This window comes from Clostridioides sp. ES-S-0048-02, assembly GCF_020658495.1.
Taxonomy (GTDB): domain Bacteria; phylum Bacillota; class Clostridia; order Peptostreptococcales; family Peptostreptococcaceae; genus Clostridioides.
The window spans coordinates 233,895-250,052 of record NZ_JACVWH010000005.1; the positions used below are offsets into that span (position 1 = coordinate 233,895).

Below are 16,158 nucleotides of genomic sequence, written 5' to 3' on the forward strand. Positions count from 1 at the left end.
TTTATATAGAATATAGTTTCTTGAACTTTAAATACTTAAAAGCAATATTTTATTTATTTTTTGAATTTTCTAATTTTATAGTAGACAACTTTATTAGTTAACTCTTAAATTTTTATCTTCTCTACAAAACTTTCTTCTTATTAAGAAATATGCAGAGATTACAACAAGCTCTATCGCTAAAAATATACCATAAGTAGCTATAGAATCTATGCTGTCTATACCATTTCTAAAGAAAATTAATGCTATTCCTGCTGCTATAATTCCTATAGCATTTTTACCTATAGCATTCTGACCAAAACCATAAAAAGAAGGGAAGTTTCCTTTTATCTCAACAAATGTCAAAATTAATCCAATTACTATAAACAATACTCCTACAACTTCCATAATCATACTAGCCATTTTACACCCTCCTTATTAGAGAATTAACCACTACTATAAAAATAGCTTGCTTTTATAATTACATTATATATTCAATTGAACATTTTTGGAAGTATTAGTTAAAAATAATTTTATATTCTATTTAAATATATCTTTTATATTAAAATCATCTCAATTTTTATATAAATATTAATCTAACCTTTATAGTTTTATAAATTAAAAAGGTTTAGCATAACCATCTACTATTATAACTTGACCAATATTTTTAAGATGGATGGTAACAATAGCTCAATAACTCCAGTAATAATCAATGAAAATATTATTGATACCAAAAACGAAGTAGAAATCAAACTTTCTGCTTTTTTATGCTCTTTTGCCCCAATTACTTGCGAAAGTAAAATAGATATACCATTTGTAGCCCCAATAGCTATAGATGTCAGAGTTAAAATAATTGGCGTGGAAGTTGTAAGTACTGCCATAGCAGTCTCTTCCAATAAATTACCAATCCATATACTGTCTACTAGATTGTATGCCATGTTTAAAAACATAGCTACTATTAATGCAAAGACATCTTTGTTATACATTTTTTTTATCCTCTGTGATAAAATCCATTTTTGTACTCATGTGTCCTCCTATTTATGAATGAATTTCATTCATTAATTAATTTTAAAAAATACCTGAGATTTATACAGGTTTGAGTTAAAAATTTACAAAATTATAAAGTATCATATGTTTTATTTTTTATGCTTTTTTATGCTTTTTTATGCTTTTTTATGTTTTATTTTTTATGTATTTTTTTATGTTTTATGTTTTATTTTATGTAATTTTCTTTATATGTTTTTCTCTATGTGTTTTTCTTTTATACTTTCTTATTTTATGCTGGTCACAATATATGAAGTATGATTCACGCTCTTCCACACAATGTTTCTAAAATCTACAGCTAACAATTTACTTATTTCTTTTTCTGAGTACATTTTTACATCTCCATCTTTATTGTACTTCATAAAAATATTTATTATATGTCTAAATAAAAATGGTTGCCAGCAGTCACAAATTATTAGGGTTCCTTCTGGCTTTAATACCCTACAAACCTCTGACAATACCTTATCTGGTTTAGGATAATGATGAAAAGAATCATTACAATATACAACATCAAAAAATTCATTTTCAAATGGCAAATACTCTGAATCTCCTAAAACTAAGGTAGCATTCCCTTTTAGTTTATTTTTTGCTATATTTAGCATATTCTCAGAAATATCAATTCCATAAGCCTTCTTCCTACAATCTTCATTTAAAATAGCTTGCAATACTGCTCCTGTTCCACACCCTAAATCTAAAATAGTATCATATGAAATATCTGAAAGTGTTTTAAGTAAAACTGGATAAAGATTTCTTGCATGTTGTCCCTTTATATCTTGGTCATAGGTATCTGCTTGATTATTAAATGTTTTTCTTGATTTTTCTTTTATATTTGTCATATCTAAACTCCTCCTTTCTTGTATTGTTCACAGTATATCATGGGTAATTCTTCATGTCAATGAATGATATTCATTCACTAGTAATGTTAATATAACTATATTAAGTTCTCTATAGTTATATTAACATTCAATTTATACTATGTGTATTATGATTAAGTTATATTATGCATACGATTCTTAAATTATACTATGTGTATTACGTTTAAGTTCCATCATTCACATTTTTCTTAAATTATGCTATATATATTATCTTTATTTGGTCAATTTGACCTTTAAATATTTTTTCTTTCTTCTAACTTTTATAAAATAATACTAAAATAAAGTATCATAATAATTACTCATACTTATCATACATTTTGCTGTTTTATCGTGACCTTTTATCCTGTCTCTGTAAATTTCACAATTAATACCTTGCCCTAACTAGCTCCTACCTTTAAAAATTTACTTTTAGAACCTATCAATTTTATTCTTTAATTTTCTCTTTACTTTAAAGATAAATCGGTCACAATACTGTTCGTTTTTTACCAACAGCTCATATGCATCCATAATCCCAATAGATTGTACGAAACCAAAAATACCAACTGCCAATCCCAAAAATACAAGTAAATGATATTCTGCCCATTCAATGTACCCTCTAACTGTTACTGCGATAATAAGAATACCAACCACAAACAAAAATGTACTTGGGATAGCAACTAACTTATATTTTTTCTTGATTGAAATATATTCCTTTGATAATTCTTTCAAAAACTCATAATCAAATAACAGTGGCTCTTTTCTCAAGATTTTATAATCTTCTTGTTCTGCAAACATTCCAAGTATAACAGCACCAATACCTAAAACAACACAAACTGCAATTCCCAAAATACGCCAACTTGTATGAGTTGGAAACATTACATAAGGAATACCTGCTAATGCCCAAAACAAAAAACCTAACCCCAAATATTTGCATTCTCTTTTCTCATTGATAAGATAACCCCTTGCCACTTCCTTGCTTACATAATATCCCTTTTCATTTGCTCCTTTTATTGATTTCTCATCTTTTAATAAAAAATCAGTTGATACTTCAAAAATATTAGATAGTAGTAAAAGTTTTTCTGTTTCTGGAAATCCCTGATTGTTTTCCCACTTACTAACTGCCTGTCTTGTTGTTCCAACTTGTTCTGCAAGTGCTTCCTGTGATAATCCTTTTTCTTTTCTTAACTTAAATAATTTTTCACCAAAATTCATATATTATTACCTCCTGTGATTTGATATCCAAATATTATCAAACTATACTGTTAAATTCTATATTTTAAGAAATGCACATTGTCAACTTTAAGTTGCACTCATGTAATTTGTTGCTAAAACATGATTTTGTAATAATTTTTGCCTCTCTTTTTGTATTATAGCATCAATAGAAATCTAAATCCTTTCCTTTATATTTTGAAAGTAATATTTATCAAAATATGATTTTATTAAGTGTATAACCATTTGATTAACAATAGGTTTTTACAAACTATTCTCTAATATACTGTTTTCTAGTAATAGAAAAGCACATCTTTTCAGACGTGCTTTCTGCAACACTTTATCTACTTTATCACGATTCTTTATTTTATATATAACACTTTATCTTCTCATTAGCATCTAGAATTTATATTCTAAATACAGCATATCCACACATTGAGATTCCCCTTCAAAAATTGGCTCTGGATAATTATCTATAAAAAAGTTTTTAATCTTATGTGAATAAACAAATCCAAATTTCTCATAAAACGGGATTCCACTTTCAGCTGTACCCACAATCATTGATGAATACTGTTCACTATAAACATCTAAAATATGATTTATCATCTTTGATGCATAACCCCTATTTTGAAAATACTCATATGTAGCAATATTTTTTAATTCACAGGTTTCTTTAGAAATTTCAATTACAACTGCTATACAAGTAAGTTCATCATTATCATATAGAGCATACATAATGCCTTTATCAAGATACTTATCAATCATTACCTCATATGGGTCAGCTCGCAACAAAATGTCAATATGACCTTTTTTATTTTCATCTATAGTTTTTATTTCTATCATATATATCCCCCCTTCCTTTTAACATATATTTCCTTTATGTATTTAATACACTTCACTATCCTTTACATATTTGATACACTTAACTAAATGATAATACAATTGAAACATTGAATAATTATTACTATCTAATTTCATTGTATTTATTGTTTTTTAGTTTTTACTTTTTACTTTTTGCTATTTAATTTATAATAGAATAAATTTTTAGAAGAATGAATAGTAATTGCAACTTATAGCTTAAAAAAACTTTAATTGCATATCTGATTTCTTATACGCTTCTATAATATCTTTCATCTCTGTCAAAATACCATAACGAGCACATTCTTTTTTTAGCACTTGTTCACATCTCTTTCCATTCAAGCTAGGACATACATAATTTAAGCCATACTTTTTTTATACTGAAATACTAGTTTTGGTGATATATTCTTTAAATGCTTATAAAAAAATTCTCTCTGACCATTACGCATTGTCATTCCATACATACAATAGATAAACTTTGCATTAGCCTTATGTGCTTTTTCAACAATTGCTCTTATTTCATTCTCATTGTCAGTCAAAAATGGTATCAAAGGTGTCAATAATATACCACAAAATATTCCAGCATCATTGAGCTGTTTTACTGCTTCAAATCGTTCAGAACTTAGACTCACATTAGGCTCTATTTTCTTTGCTAACTCATCATTTGCAGTGGTTATAGTAACTTTGACAATAGCAGAATTGTTTCTTGTTATTTCCTTCAAAATTGGTATATCTCTAACTACCAAACTACTTTTTGTATCAATAGATACTCCAAAATGATTTTCTGAAATTAAATTCAAGGCTTGTTGAGTAATGCAAAGGTCTTTTTCAAAAGGATTGTATGTGTCAGACATAGCTCCAATACCAACAACTCCTTTTTTTCTCTTTGAACGTAGCTCCTTTTTTAGAGTTTCTATCACATTTTCCTTATATCTCACTTGGTCAAAATTTTCTATGTTGTATACTGTGCTACGACTGTCACAATAAATACAACCATGAGGACAACCACGATAGAGATTCATATTATAATCAATCCCAAACCATCTTGAGTTGTCAAATTTAACTTTCTGTAAAATTTGTTTTGCTGGTATGCTTTTAATCATTATCTTATCCCTAATTCCATCATATAATTTTTTGTTATCCATTGGGATATCTTGTAATCAATACAAATCCTACTCTTTTCAAGAAAATACTATTACACTTTGTCCATCTTGTTATAAGTGGCTGTACATAAGGAGTATTTTCAAATAAGTTTTGGCAGGATAAGTCGTAAATATCCAATGAATAAAATTCAGATGACCATTTTCTAATTTGTTTCTTAATTGCTTGTAGTAGGTCATCAATCATTTTAGTCAAAATCCTAGCTTCATAATATCCATTTTACCACAATGAGATTGCTAATTCAGATTGCTAATTCATGATGACCTTTATATTACTTTGCAATCTCTCTTAGATGAGTGAGGTTAATCTCTTTCACTGTCAACATCTAGAATAACCTTTAGAGAATTCACCCATGTTTCTAATGTTTGAGCTAATACCAATTGCTGGTCTAAAATAGCCTTACCTGTTTCTGGTACATTCGATTTTGTGTTTATATTTTCCTCTATATACGACTTCAATACTTGTATATTTTCTTCAATACTATTAAGACACAACTTTTGCTTTTCTGGTGTAAGACTGTATAAATTTACTATTACAGCATTGAAATCCAGAAAAATATTTACTGGCTTTGAAGCTGTATCAAACATTAAGTCTAAAAAATGTTTTTCACCCAATTCTGTTAAAGAGTAAATTGCTTTTTCTGGCATTCTCCCCTCTCTTACAATTGTGCTTTGGATATAACCTTTTTCTTCTAGTTGAATTACCTTCTTATAAATTGATGGTGTACTGATTTTAACCCAACGTGATATATTTCTATATTCCACCACTTTTTGAATATCATAAGCACTCTGAGGCTGTTGCTTTACTATACCCAGTACAATTAAATCTATTGTTGCCATAAAAATTCTCCTCTCGTTTTCTCTCTATTGACAAACACTATAATTTATAGTAGCATTTTCTTTATTACTATAATTTATAGTAATATATTTTAGAGCTAATGTCAATAGAAAGGGAGTGTTTAGCATGAAAGAAAGCAACAAAAAAATTGAATTATTAGGGTCTGCCCCAATACCAAAAGCCTTGTTATCTATGGGATTACCTACTATGATAGGTATGATGATAACTGCATTGTACAATTTGGTAGATGCATACTTTGTAGGTGGTCTTGGAACAAGTCAAATGGGTGCTATATCCGTTGCATTTCCACTAGGTCAGATTATTGTGGGATTAGGATTATTATTTGGAAATGGAGCTGCTTCCTACATTGCCAGACTCCTAGGTCATGGAGATAAGGAAAAAGCAGGCAAAGTTGCTAGTACAGCTATTTACAGCAGTATAATAGTTGGTATATTATTTATTATTGTCATTATGATTCTTCTCAATCCTGTTTTAAAATTATTAGGAGCTACAAAAAGTATTATGCCTTATGCAATGTCTTATGCTAGTATCTATGTCGTATCATCTATTTTTAATGTATTTAATGTCACTATGACTAATATTGTCACAAGTGAAGGAGCTGCTAAAACAACCATGTGCGCTATGCTATTAGGTGCATTGCTTAATATAGTTTTAGACCCAATATTCATTTATACCTTTGGCATGGGTGTAAAAGGTGCTTCCATTGCAACTGCTCTTTCTCAGATGATTTCAACACTTGTTTATATCAGGTACATTTTTAGCAAGAAAAGTATGTTTAGTTTTAGAATTAAAGAATGTTGTTTTTCAAATGAAATCATGTCAGAAATTTTAAAGATTGGTGTACCTACTTTAATATTCCAGTTATTGACTAGTCTCGCTATCACATTAACTAATATGGAAGCTACAAAATATGGTGACTCTGTGATAGCTGGAATGGGTGCAGTAACACGAATAATGTCTTTGGGGAGTCTTATCGTATTTGGGTTTATAAAAGGCTTCCAACCAATTGCTGGTTATAATTTTGGCTCAAAGAACTATGATAGATTACACCAAGCAATAAAAACATCTATAGCATGGACTACTCTATTTTGTGTAGTACTTGGTCTTGTAATGGTGTTTTTTCCCACAGCTATAATTTCACAATTTACAAGTGGTGATGTGTTATTAATTGAAAATGGTAGTAAGGCTCTTAGAGCAAATGGATTTTCATTTATGTTATTTGGTTTTTATACAGTATATTCTACATTGTTCCTTGCACTAGGAAAAGCAAAGGAAGGTGGGTTACTGGGTATGTGTAGACAAGGTATATGTTTTATTCCTATAATCTTGATTTTTCCTATATTTTGGGGATTAAATGGTATTTTATATGCACAACCAATAGCTGATTTTGCTGCTGCAATAATCGCAGGTTTTATGGCAATAAAACTACATAAAGAGCTTCATATTTTAAAAATAAATTCTATTTCTTCTAAATAAATATACTTCAAGATATGTTCTAGTTATACAAATCTAATATATATATTAGTTATACAAATCTACCATCAGAAAAGATATAAAATTATTTCATGCATTTTGTAGGCTCAAAGAATTGTATGATAAATTCTTTATCAAACAGCTCTTTCAGCTTACAAGATATGTATATTATAATTCATTAATTTACATGCTTAATATGACTTAATCTACTTACAAATAGGCAATAATATATATTAACATATATTTTCTACACAAATCATACTATTAATATACAATTGAATAATCCTTTTTCACAAACTACTTGTTATTTTATCTATTCACTTGTATTATTGGATTATAATTATTTTAGGAAAGGAATAACTATATGCTTTCACAAAACGATATTGATATACTTACACAAAGTTTATCTTTTTGGGATAAACTCACTGACTCACAAAAAAGCTTATTAATCTCTTCAGCCAATATATCCCACTTTAAAAAAGGAAACTCAATTCATTGTGGTGATAGTGATTGTATTGGTATTTTGATTATAAAGTCTGGAACAATACGTACATACATACTTTCAGATGAAGGGCGTGAGGTGACACTTTTCCGTCTTGATAATGGTGATGTATGTATCTTATCAGCATCATGCATTCTAAACACAATAACTTTTGATGTATATGTGGATGCTGAGACAGATTGCGATATTATACAAATTAGTTCTTCTGTTTTCTCAAAATTGTCTACAGAAAATATTCACGCAGAATTGTTCTCATATAAGCTAGCCACTGAACGTTTTTCTGATGTTATGTGGGCAATGCAACAAATCCTTTTTATGAGTTTTGATAAGCGTTTGGCATCTTTTTTAGTTGATGAAATAACTAAAAACAATAATACTACTATAAATATGACTCATGAGCAAATTGCTAAGTATATGGGAAGTGCTAGAGAAGTTGTGTCTAGAATGTTGAAATATTTTGCTAGAGAAGGTCTTGTGTCTGTATCTCGTGGTGGTGTAAAAGTATTGGATAAAGATAGACTTCGTTCTTTAACATTATAAGGAGATGTTTCAAAATAAGAATTTGAATCATCTCCTTTTTATCTCTTTCTTCAACTTCTTCTTTAAAATTTCCACTTTTATTCATAATGTAAGCACCTTTTTTTATTCTATCAATTCTTCATTAATTTAATCTTATTCTCCATATAATTGCCTTCCACTTTTATAAATACTGATAAATTTAATTTGAACTTTTATTTGCTAATAAAATACCTTTGTTTTACTTCTATTAGTAATATGAAATAAGTAGTAATATGAAAATAAGTTTAAATTTTTTTTAAAGTTTACTCTTATGATTAGTATAACTTACCTGCGACTTTACCTGAAACTTCTCTATCCATTTCATCAATAATATAAGAATATATATCTTTTATTGTTATGTTAACAATTCAAACACTATATTTCAATCGGAAATATTGCATTTCAAATTGAAATATTCTATTTCTATTTGAAATATAATATAAAGAAATATAATGTTATTTTATCAAACTAGAAAAAAATATTTTAATAAAATTGTATCAAAGTAATTTGATTAACAGTTAAATTACAATAAATCACATAAAAAAACAAATAAAATATTATTAATCTAAAAAGTTGGCATATTTCGTGCTTTTATAATTTAGTATAAATCTAAAATTAAATAAGGAGAAGAAAATGAATAAAAAACAGTTGATGAAATTCTTACTTGTTGCAGCTATACCAATAATTATATGGAATTTACCTGCACCACAAGGATTAAAAAAAGAAACTTGGGATATTGTTGCTTTATATCTAGGTTTACTAGCAGGTCTTATTATTAAACCATTTAAAGAACCAATCATTACTTTAATCATTGTAGGTGTAGCACTTATGTTTATGGATGAGTCAATACTACTTCATGGATATTCAGATAAGATGACTTGGTTTTTAGTTGTTGTAACTATTGTCTGTACAGCTTTTGTAAAGACAGGATTAGGAAAACGTATGGCATACAACCTTTTGCTAAGAGCAGGAGATTCTACCTTAGGACTTGGATACCTAATGATGATAAGTGATTTAATACTTAGCCCTGCTACAGGTTCAAATTCATCTAGAACAACTATTATATACCCTATATTTAGAAATATAGCAGAAGGTGCAGGTTCTAAACCTGATGATGAACCTAAAAAATTAGGTGCATATTTAACAGTATTAACATATGTAGTATCTCAAGGAACAGCAGCATTATTTTTGACAGGTATGGCAACCAATGCGATAACAGTTTCTTTGGCAGCAAGTATGTTAGGTGTTAACTTAACTTGGGGAACTTGGTTTATGGCATCAATCGTACCAGCAGGTTTATTCTTACTAGTAGCACCACTTATAGTATATAAGATATACAAACCAGGTTTAACTCATTTAACAGATATTAAACCACAGATAAGAAAAGATTTGGAATCATTAGGTACTATTACAAAACATGAAAAGATACTAGTTGTATTCTTTATTCTTGCAATTCTTGGATGGATGTTTGGCGAAAAAATACCTTTTATAAACTTAAATATGCAGGTAGTAGGATTTGTATTCTTAGCATTAGTCCTTATAGCAGGCATTTTAGATTGGGATGATGTTATTGGTGCTAAAGGAGCATGGAATATATTTATATGGTATGGTGCATTTTATGGTATTGCTGGCTCATTAGCTGATGCAGGTTTTTACACTTGGTTAGCTGATAAATTAGGTACAGTATTAAATCTATCAGATGTAAATGGATTATTAGTTACAATAGTACTATTGTTAGTGAGTTTGGCAGTTAGATACTTCTTTGTATCAAACAGTGCATTTGTAGCATCTTTTTATCCTGTACTATTTGCAATAGTTTTATCTACTAAAGCAAATCCGATGGTAGTTACATTATTGCTAGCATTCTTTGCAAGTTATGGAGCTTTATTGACTCATTATGGAAATGGAGCTGGTCTTATAGCCTTTGCATCAGGATATGTATCTCAAAAAGATTTCTGGAAAGTAGGCACTATCATGGTAATGGTTGCATTAGCAATATTCTTAGTAATAGGCTTACCTTACTGGAAAATAATTGGATTATGGTAAGTACACATTAAATTTATATATTGGAGATGAATAATTATGCTAGATTTACTTATTGTAAATGGACACGTAATAGACCCTAAAAATAATGTAAATGGCAATAAAACAATTGCTATATACAATGGAAAAGTAACTGAATATAAACATGGTGATAAGGCAAAACACACAATAGATGCAAGAGGTAAATTTGTTTTTCCAGGGCTGATTGATGCACATGCTCATATGTTTGCAGATGGAACTGAAATTGGTATATATCCAGATAGCACATATCTTCCAACAGGCGTTACTAGTGCAATTGATTGTTCAGCAGGAGTAGCAAACTACCAACTCTTTAAATCTTCAATTGTGGCTAGAAGTAAAGTAAATATAAAAAGTTTCTTACAAGTTTGTTCAGCGGGATTAGTAACTACTAGCTATCATGAATGTATTGACCCAAAGTATTTCAATCATGAAAAAATAGAACGAATATACAATGAAAATAAAGATAATATATTAGGTCTAAAAATAAGATTAAGTGAAAATTTAGTAGAAGGTCTAGGAATAGAGCCATTAAAGGAGACTATTAAAATAGCTGAAAAAATAGGATGCCCTGTTGAGGTACATTGTACAAATTTACCAGTTCCTACAGAGGATGTGTTAAATATCTTAAGACCAGGAGATATATTTGAACATGTATATCAAGGTGTTCAAAACACTATCCTCGACTCAAATGGCAATTTATACGAATGTGTAAAGAAAGCAAGAGAAAGAGGAATTATATTTGATACAGGAGAAGGTAGAAAACATGGTGATTTTGAAGTCATGCAAAAAGCAAAAGAACAAGGATTTATAGCTGATATTTGTAGTACAGATTTGGTATTGGAAAGCATGTTTAGAAGACCTATATTCTCTCTACCAAATCTTATGTCTAGATACATATGTATGGGAATAAGTCTATATGATGTTGTAAAAATGACAACACAAAATCCAGCTAAACTTATGAAAATGGAAAATCAGATAGGATGTCTATCAGAAGGTGCAAATGCAGATGTAGCAATATTTGACATTATGGATGTTAAACAAACTTATACAGATTGGAAAGGTAGTAAATTCGAGGCAGATAAATTATTAAAAACAGAAATGACAATTAAAAATGGATTTATAGTATATTGTGCCCCAGATTACATATATGAAAATTAATTAGGAGGAAAAAAATGGGTTGGAAAATATTATTACCACAAGAAATAATGCAAGAAGGAAGAGATTACTTAGAAAGTAGAGGACATGAACTGATAACTGGTTCAGGCATGGAGACTAAAGATATAATAAATGATATAAAAGGTATTGATGCAATTATAGTTAGGTTATCTAAAATAACAAGAGAGGTATTTGAAGCTGCTGATAACTTAAAAGTAATAGTACGTCATGGAGCAGGATTTGATACTGTAGATTTAGATGCAGCAAAAGAATTTGGTGTTCAAGTATTGTATTGTCCAGTAGCAAATAGTACTTCTGTTGCAGAAGTAACACTAATGTATATGTTATACTGCTCTAGAAATTATACAAAAGTAAGAAAAAGTTTTATAGAGGACTATTATAAAGCTAAGCTGAGAACTCCTAAATGTGAGCTTGATGGAAAAACTGTAGGAATTATTGGATGTGGAAACATAGGCTCAAGAGTTGCTAAGATGTGTATGGATGGATTCAATATGAAAGTGGTTGCATATGACCCATATAAACCATCTAAAGACTTCCCACAAGGTGTAGAAGTAACTAGAGATATAAGCAAAATATATAAAGAAAGTGATTTTGTTTCTGTTCACTGTCCAACAACTTCTGTCACTAAACATTTTATAGGAAAAGAACAGTTTAGTATGATGAAAGAAACAGCATTTTTTATAAATGCAGCAAGAGGAAGTGTTGTAGATGAACAAGCTTTATATGAAGCATGTAGAGATAATATTATAGCAGGTGCTGGCTTAGATGTATTACAACAAGAGCCAGTAGATTCTAAAAACCCTATATTGTATTTAGATAATGTTGTGGTATCTCCTCATATAGGAGCAGCAACTAAAGAAGCTACCAATAGAGCCTCTTTACACTCTGCAATTGGAGTTAATGAGGTATTTGAAGGTAAAAACCCTACTTGGCCAGTAAAATCAATAGATTGGGACAATGCAACGATATACAATGATTAGTAAACAATAAACACTTATTAGGAGGAACTTAAAATGACAATAGGAAATAGAGTATATTTAAAAAGAGATTTACCAGATAAAGAACTTGTAAAAAGATTTAGTGTATTACCAGCAGCTAATGTAGGAGATTGTATGTATAGGTCAAGTGCATTAAGTTCAGAAATAAAGTTAATGTCTTCACCAAAAAACAAAATGTGTGGAGTTGCGTTAACAGTAAAATCAAGACCAGGAGATAATTTAATGCTTCATCAAGCTCTTAATATAGCTCAAGAAGGCGATGTAATAATACTATCTAATAATGGAGATAGAACACAAGCCATCATGGGAGAAATCATGTACAAATATCTTGCAGATTTCAAAAAAGTATCAGGAATTGTAATAGATGGTCCAATAAGAGATATTGATGTTATATCAAAGTCTAGTTGTCCAATATATGCTACAGGAACTACTCCAGGTGGCCCATATAAAGAAGGTCCTGGTGAAGTGAATGTACCTATATCTATAGGAGGAATTGCTGTTAATCCAGGAGATATAATATTAGGAGACAAAGATGGTGTAATCGTAATCCCTAAAAATGATGCAGTAGACCTTATTGATAAAGCAGAAGCAAATGCTAAACAAGACCATGCTAAAGTGGTAAAGGCTTCTGAAGGAACTGCAAATAGAGAATGGGTAAATGAGACATTAGAAAAAAAAGGTGTACAAATTATAGATGATGTTTACAGAGTTTAGTAATAAATGACTTCTACTCTATGTATATAAAATATTTATATATAAAAATTTTAAAATAACAGGTGCTGTTACACAACAATTCTAAATTGTTATGTAACAGCCTCTTTTATTTTATTCAATAAATATTTAATCTGAAAGTTGATACTTTTTAAGTTTACGCCAAAGAGTAGTAGCACTGATACCCAACTGACTTGCAGTAACAGATTTTACTCCATTATTTTTCTCTAACGTCTCAAGAATTAATTTTTTTTCATAATCTACGATTTTATTCTCTTCCAAAATAGGAGAATAATCTATTGTAGGAGTTAAACTTATATCCTTTCGAAAATGTGGCTCAGAAGTTAAAATTTCAGAAACTAAGTACTCATCTATAAAATTATCATCACACATAACTACTAGTCTTTCTACTATATTTTTTAATTGTCTTATATTACCAGGAAAGTCATATCTACTTAAAATTTTAAGTGCAGAATCAGATATTGACACTGGTTTGTTATAATGAGATATAATAGCATATGTAAGTTGTTCGATATCTTCTTTTCGCTCTCTAAGAGGAGGTAAATCTAACTTCAACACACAAAGTCTGTAAAATAAATCTTCTCTAAAATTATTATTATCAATCTGCTCCACTAAATCTTTATTAGTAGCTGTTATAACTCTTACATTAATAGGTACAACTTTAGTATCCCCTATTCTAGTGACTTCCCTCTCCTGTAATACTCGAAGTAGTTTGACTTGAACATCTTTAGAAATTTCTCCAATTTCATCTAAAAATATAGTCCCATTATGTGCCAATTCAAAGACACCTGCTTTCCCTTCATTTCTAGCACCTGTAAAAGCTCCCTTTACATATCCGAATAATTCACTTTCAAGTATATTTTCAGGTATAGCTGCACAGTTTATAGCCACAAAAGGTCCATTAAATCTATTGCTATAGTTATGAATACTTTGAGCAAATATTTCTTTTCCAGTACCAGATTCACCCGTAATTATGATTGTAGAATTAGATTTAGCAAATTTCTTAGCCATGTTTACCGAGTGCATTAATGCATCACTTGAACCCAATATATCGTTAAAATTGTTCTTTGCACAATGAGATTTTGAAATTAAACTCTCTCTTATTTCTTTTTCTGTTGATTGAATATTTTCGATATCTTGTATGGTTGCAACACATCCAAAATGCAAACTATCAATTATAATCGGGAAACAATCAAATGTAAGGGAAGAACCTTTAAAATTAATTATATTGTTACATAGAGAGTGCCCATTTTTTAGTGAATCTGAAATATCACCAGAAGTTAAATAATCTTTTATAAATTTATCAACTTGGTTAAATAGTAACCTTTTTGCTTGATTATTTATAAAAAGTGGTGAGTGATTTTTATCAATGGCAATTATACCACTATGTGTACATTCTAGAATTTCTTCTGTAATAGAGTTATTTATTCTCTTTTCAATTCCTATGTTATATAGATGAATTGCTTCATTGATAGACGCATGAATAGAAGACTTTTCAACTTCAGTCTCTATACAGAGTTTATTGTATTTAGAGGTGATTTCTTTTGTTGTTTTACCACCTATGAAAATCTCAGTGCCATTATCAATTAATTCTTTTATTGTATCTTCAAATTCAGAAAGAGAATTTAACTTAGGTATTTCTAAATCAAAATTGGAGATTTCTTTAAATCGTTTAGCAGTTTTATATGATGATTCTAAACCTATAAATCCTATTTTTGAAGAATACTTAAGTGCTTTTTTATATGAATAAAATATGTCTTCGTATTTGTATCCAACATCCACTATAGGAATTGAGACATGTTTACGCAATAAATCAACATTTTGTCCACGAGTAATTATTACTTTAGTGCCTAAGTTAATTATGTTATCTGCTAGTTCTATAGTTTCTTTACCTGTAGCAATGTATGATGGAATTTTTATATGTAATTCTTCAAGTACTTCATATACAGTATCTGAAAATAACTTAGAGGGAGCAATGACTACTATCTCATTTTTCATATCATAAAACCTCCTTTTGTTAGTCTATTTTTTATATTATTTTTTCACACAAAATAATGTCTTCAGAGTGACACTCAATTTTCTACTCACAGGATTTTAAAAATATTCACCTCAGAATTACTTTACTATTTACTTTTGCAGTAATTTTCTCAATTGAAATTGTTTTTCTTTCAAAATCTACATTCTCCCATGACGGACGTAATATTTTGGATGTTCTCATACCCAGACTAATATTTAAGTTTATGTGAAGTTCTAATTCAGTATCTTTGCATACTTCTAATAGTTTTATTATTTACTCTTCATCATAATTTTTATTTTAAATTTGTTTTGATTTAACTAAATCTACTCCTTTAGTTGGATTCTTATTATTTTTAAATCAAAAGCACTTTTAAATACAAGTTTCATTATATTGATGTAAATTTTTAATGACTTGGAACTTAGTATATCTGATAAATTATTCACATAACGATATATATGTATTGTATCAATATCTTATACTCTCATTTTACCATGATAAAAGGTGATGTCTCAAAATAAAAATTTGAATCTTCTTCTTTTTTTATATAAAAACAGAAAAGGAGTTCCTAAGAACCCCTAATCTATATGATAATTGCTCTGTTAAAAAACAAAACTCACATTATAATTATATCGACTATGAATATTATAATTAATCGACAGTACCATTAGACATTGAAAC

At 29.0% G+C, this 16,158-nt stretch carries 16 protein-coding genes; 6 read left to right on the forward strand and 10 right to left on the reverse strand.

Going from position 1 to position 16,158, the window contains the following annotated elements:
• Positions 1 to 93: 93 nt before the first annotated feature.
• From IC173_RS09335 to IC173_RS09370, 9 genes are all read right to left on the reverse strand, one after another.
• Positions 94 to 399 (reverse strand): hypothetical protein, encoded by a 306-nt coding sequence (locus tag IC173_RS09335; protein ID WP_227483046.1) that lies wholly within the window; start codon positions 397 to 399, stop codon positions 94 to 96.
• A gap of 224 nt (positions 400 to 623) precedes the next feature.
• Complete coding sequence (locus tag IC173_RS09340; protein ID WP_227855458.1) at positions 624 to 962, reverse strand: MATE family efflux transporter; 339 nt, start codon at positions 960 to 962, stop codon at positions 624 to 626.
• 285 nt (positions 963 to 1,247) lie between these two features.
• Positions 1,248 to 1,856 carry a class I SAM-dependent methyltransferase gene (locus IC173_RS09345; RefSeq protein ID WP_227855459.1) on the reverse strand — a complete coding sequence of 203 codons (609 nt, stop codon included), beginning with the start codon at positions 1,854 to 1,856 and terminating at the stop codon, positions 1,248 to 1,250.
• A gap of 447 nt (positions 1,857 to 2,303) precedes the next feature.
• Positions 2,304 to 3,086: a helix-turn-helix domain-containing protein gene (locus IC173_RS09350; protein ID WP_227831332.1), complete on the reverse strand. Its 783-nt coding sequence runs from the start codon at positions 3,084 to 3,086 to the stop codon at positions 2,304 to 2,306.
• 396 nt (positions 3,087 to 3,482) lie between these two features.
• Positions 3,483 to 3,926: a GNAT family N-acetyltransferase gene (locus IC173_RS09355; protein WP_227855460.1), complete on the reverse strand. Its 444-nt coding sequence runs from the start codon at positions 3,924 to 3,926 to the stop codon at positions 3,483 to 3,485.
• Between the two features lie 234 nt (positions 3,927 to 4,160).
• Positions 4,161 to 4,283, reverse strand: coding sequence for a hypothetical protein (locus tag IC173_RS20955; protein WP_413927543.1), 123 nt, complete (start codon positions 4,281 to 4,283; stop codon positions 4,161 to 4,163).
• A gap of 17 nt (positions 4,284 to 4,300) precedes the next feature.
• Positions 4,301 to 5,086, reverse strand: a complete 786-nt coding sequence (locus IC173_RS09360) for an SPL family radical SAM protein (RefSeq protein WP_413927544.1) — start codon at positions 5,084 to 5,086, stop codon at positions 4,301 to 4,303.
• Positions 5,079 to 5,288: a DNA alkylation repair protein gene (locus IC173_RS09365; protein WP_227831334.1), complete on the reverse strand. Its 210-nt coding sequence runs from the start codon at positions 5,286 to 5,288 to the stop codon at positions 5,079 to 5,081. The genes IC173_RS09360 and IC173_RS09365 overlap by 8 nt, the downstream gene beginning before the upstream one ends.
• Before the next feature lie 116 nt (positions 5,289 to 5,404).
• Entirely contained in the window at positions 5,405 to 5,941 is a 537-nt protein-coding gene (locus IC173_RS09370; protein WP_227824665.1) for a PadR family transcriptional regulator, read from the reverse strand.
• A gap of 124 nt (positions 5,942 to 6,065) precedes the next feature.
• Between IC173_RS09370 and IC173_RS09375 the strand changes: the two genes are divergently transcribed.
• The 6 genes from IC173_RS09375 (at position 6,066) to IC173_RS09400 (ending at position 13,445) form a co-directional block, all read left to right on the forward strand.
• On the forward strand, positions 6,066 to 7,436 hold the full coding sequence (locus IC173_RS09375; RefSeq protein WP_227483050.1) for an MATE family efflux transporter: 1,371 nt from the start codon (positions 6,066 to 6,068) through the stop codon (positions 7,434 to 7,436).
• Positions 7,437 to 7,797: 361 nt separating this feature from the next.
• Positions 7,798 to 8,475, forward strand: a complete 678-nt coding sequence (locus IC173_RS09380) for a Crp/Fnr family transcriptional regulator (RefSeq protein WP_227824663.1) — start codon at positions 7,798 to 7,800, stop codon at positions 8,473 to 8,475.
• Positions 8,476 to 9,126: 651 nt separating this feature from the next.
• Entirely contained in the window at positions 9,127 to 10,539 is a 1,413-nt protein-coding gene (locus IC173_RS09385; protein WP_227433526.1) for a DASS family sodium-coupled anion symporter, read from the forward strand.
• 36 nt (positions 10,540 to 10,575) lie between these two features.
• Positions 10,576 to 11,715, forward strand: coding sequence for an amidohydrolase family protein (locus tag IC173_RS09390; protein WP_227433527.1), 1,140 nt, complete (start codon positions 10,576 to 10,578; stop codon positions 11,713 to 11,715).
• Positions 11,716 to 11,729: 14 nt separating this feature from the next.
• Entirely contained in the window at positions 11,730 to 12,713 is a 984-nt protein-coding gene (locus tag IC173_RS09395; protein ID WP_227831337.1) for a hydroxyacid dehydrogenase, read from the forward strand.
• Between the two features lie 33 nt (positions 12,714 to 12,746).
• Positions 12,747 to 13,445, forward strand: a complete 699-nt coding sequence (locus tag IC173_RS09400) for an RraA family protein (RefSeq protein WP_227433529.1) — start codon at positions 12,747 to 12,749, stop codon at positions 13,443 to 13,445.
• A gap of 126 nt (positions 13,446 to 13,571) precedes the next feature.
• Here IC173_RS09400 and IC173_RS09405 read toward each other — a convergent pair whose 3' ends face one another.
• Positions 13,572 to 15,461, reverse strand: coding sequence for a sigma 54-interacting transcriptional regulator (locus IC173_RS09405; RefSeq protein WP_227855461.1), 1,890 nt, complete (start codon positions 15,459 to 15,461; stop codon positions 13,572 to 13,574).
• Positions 15,462 to 16,158: the final 697 nt, after the last annotated feature.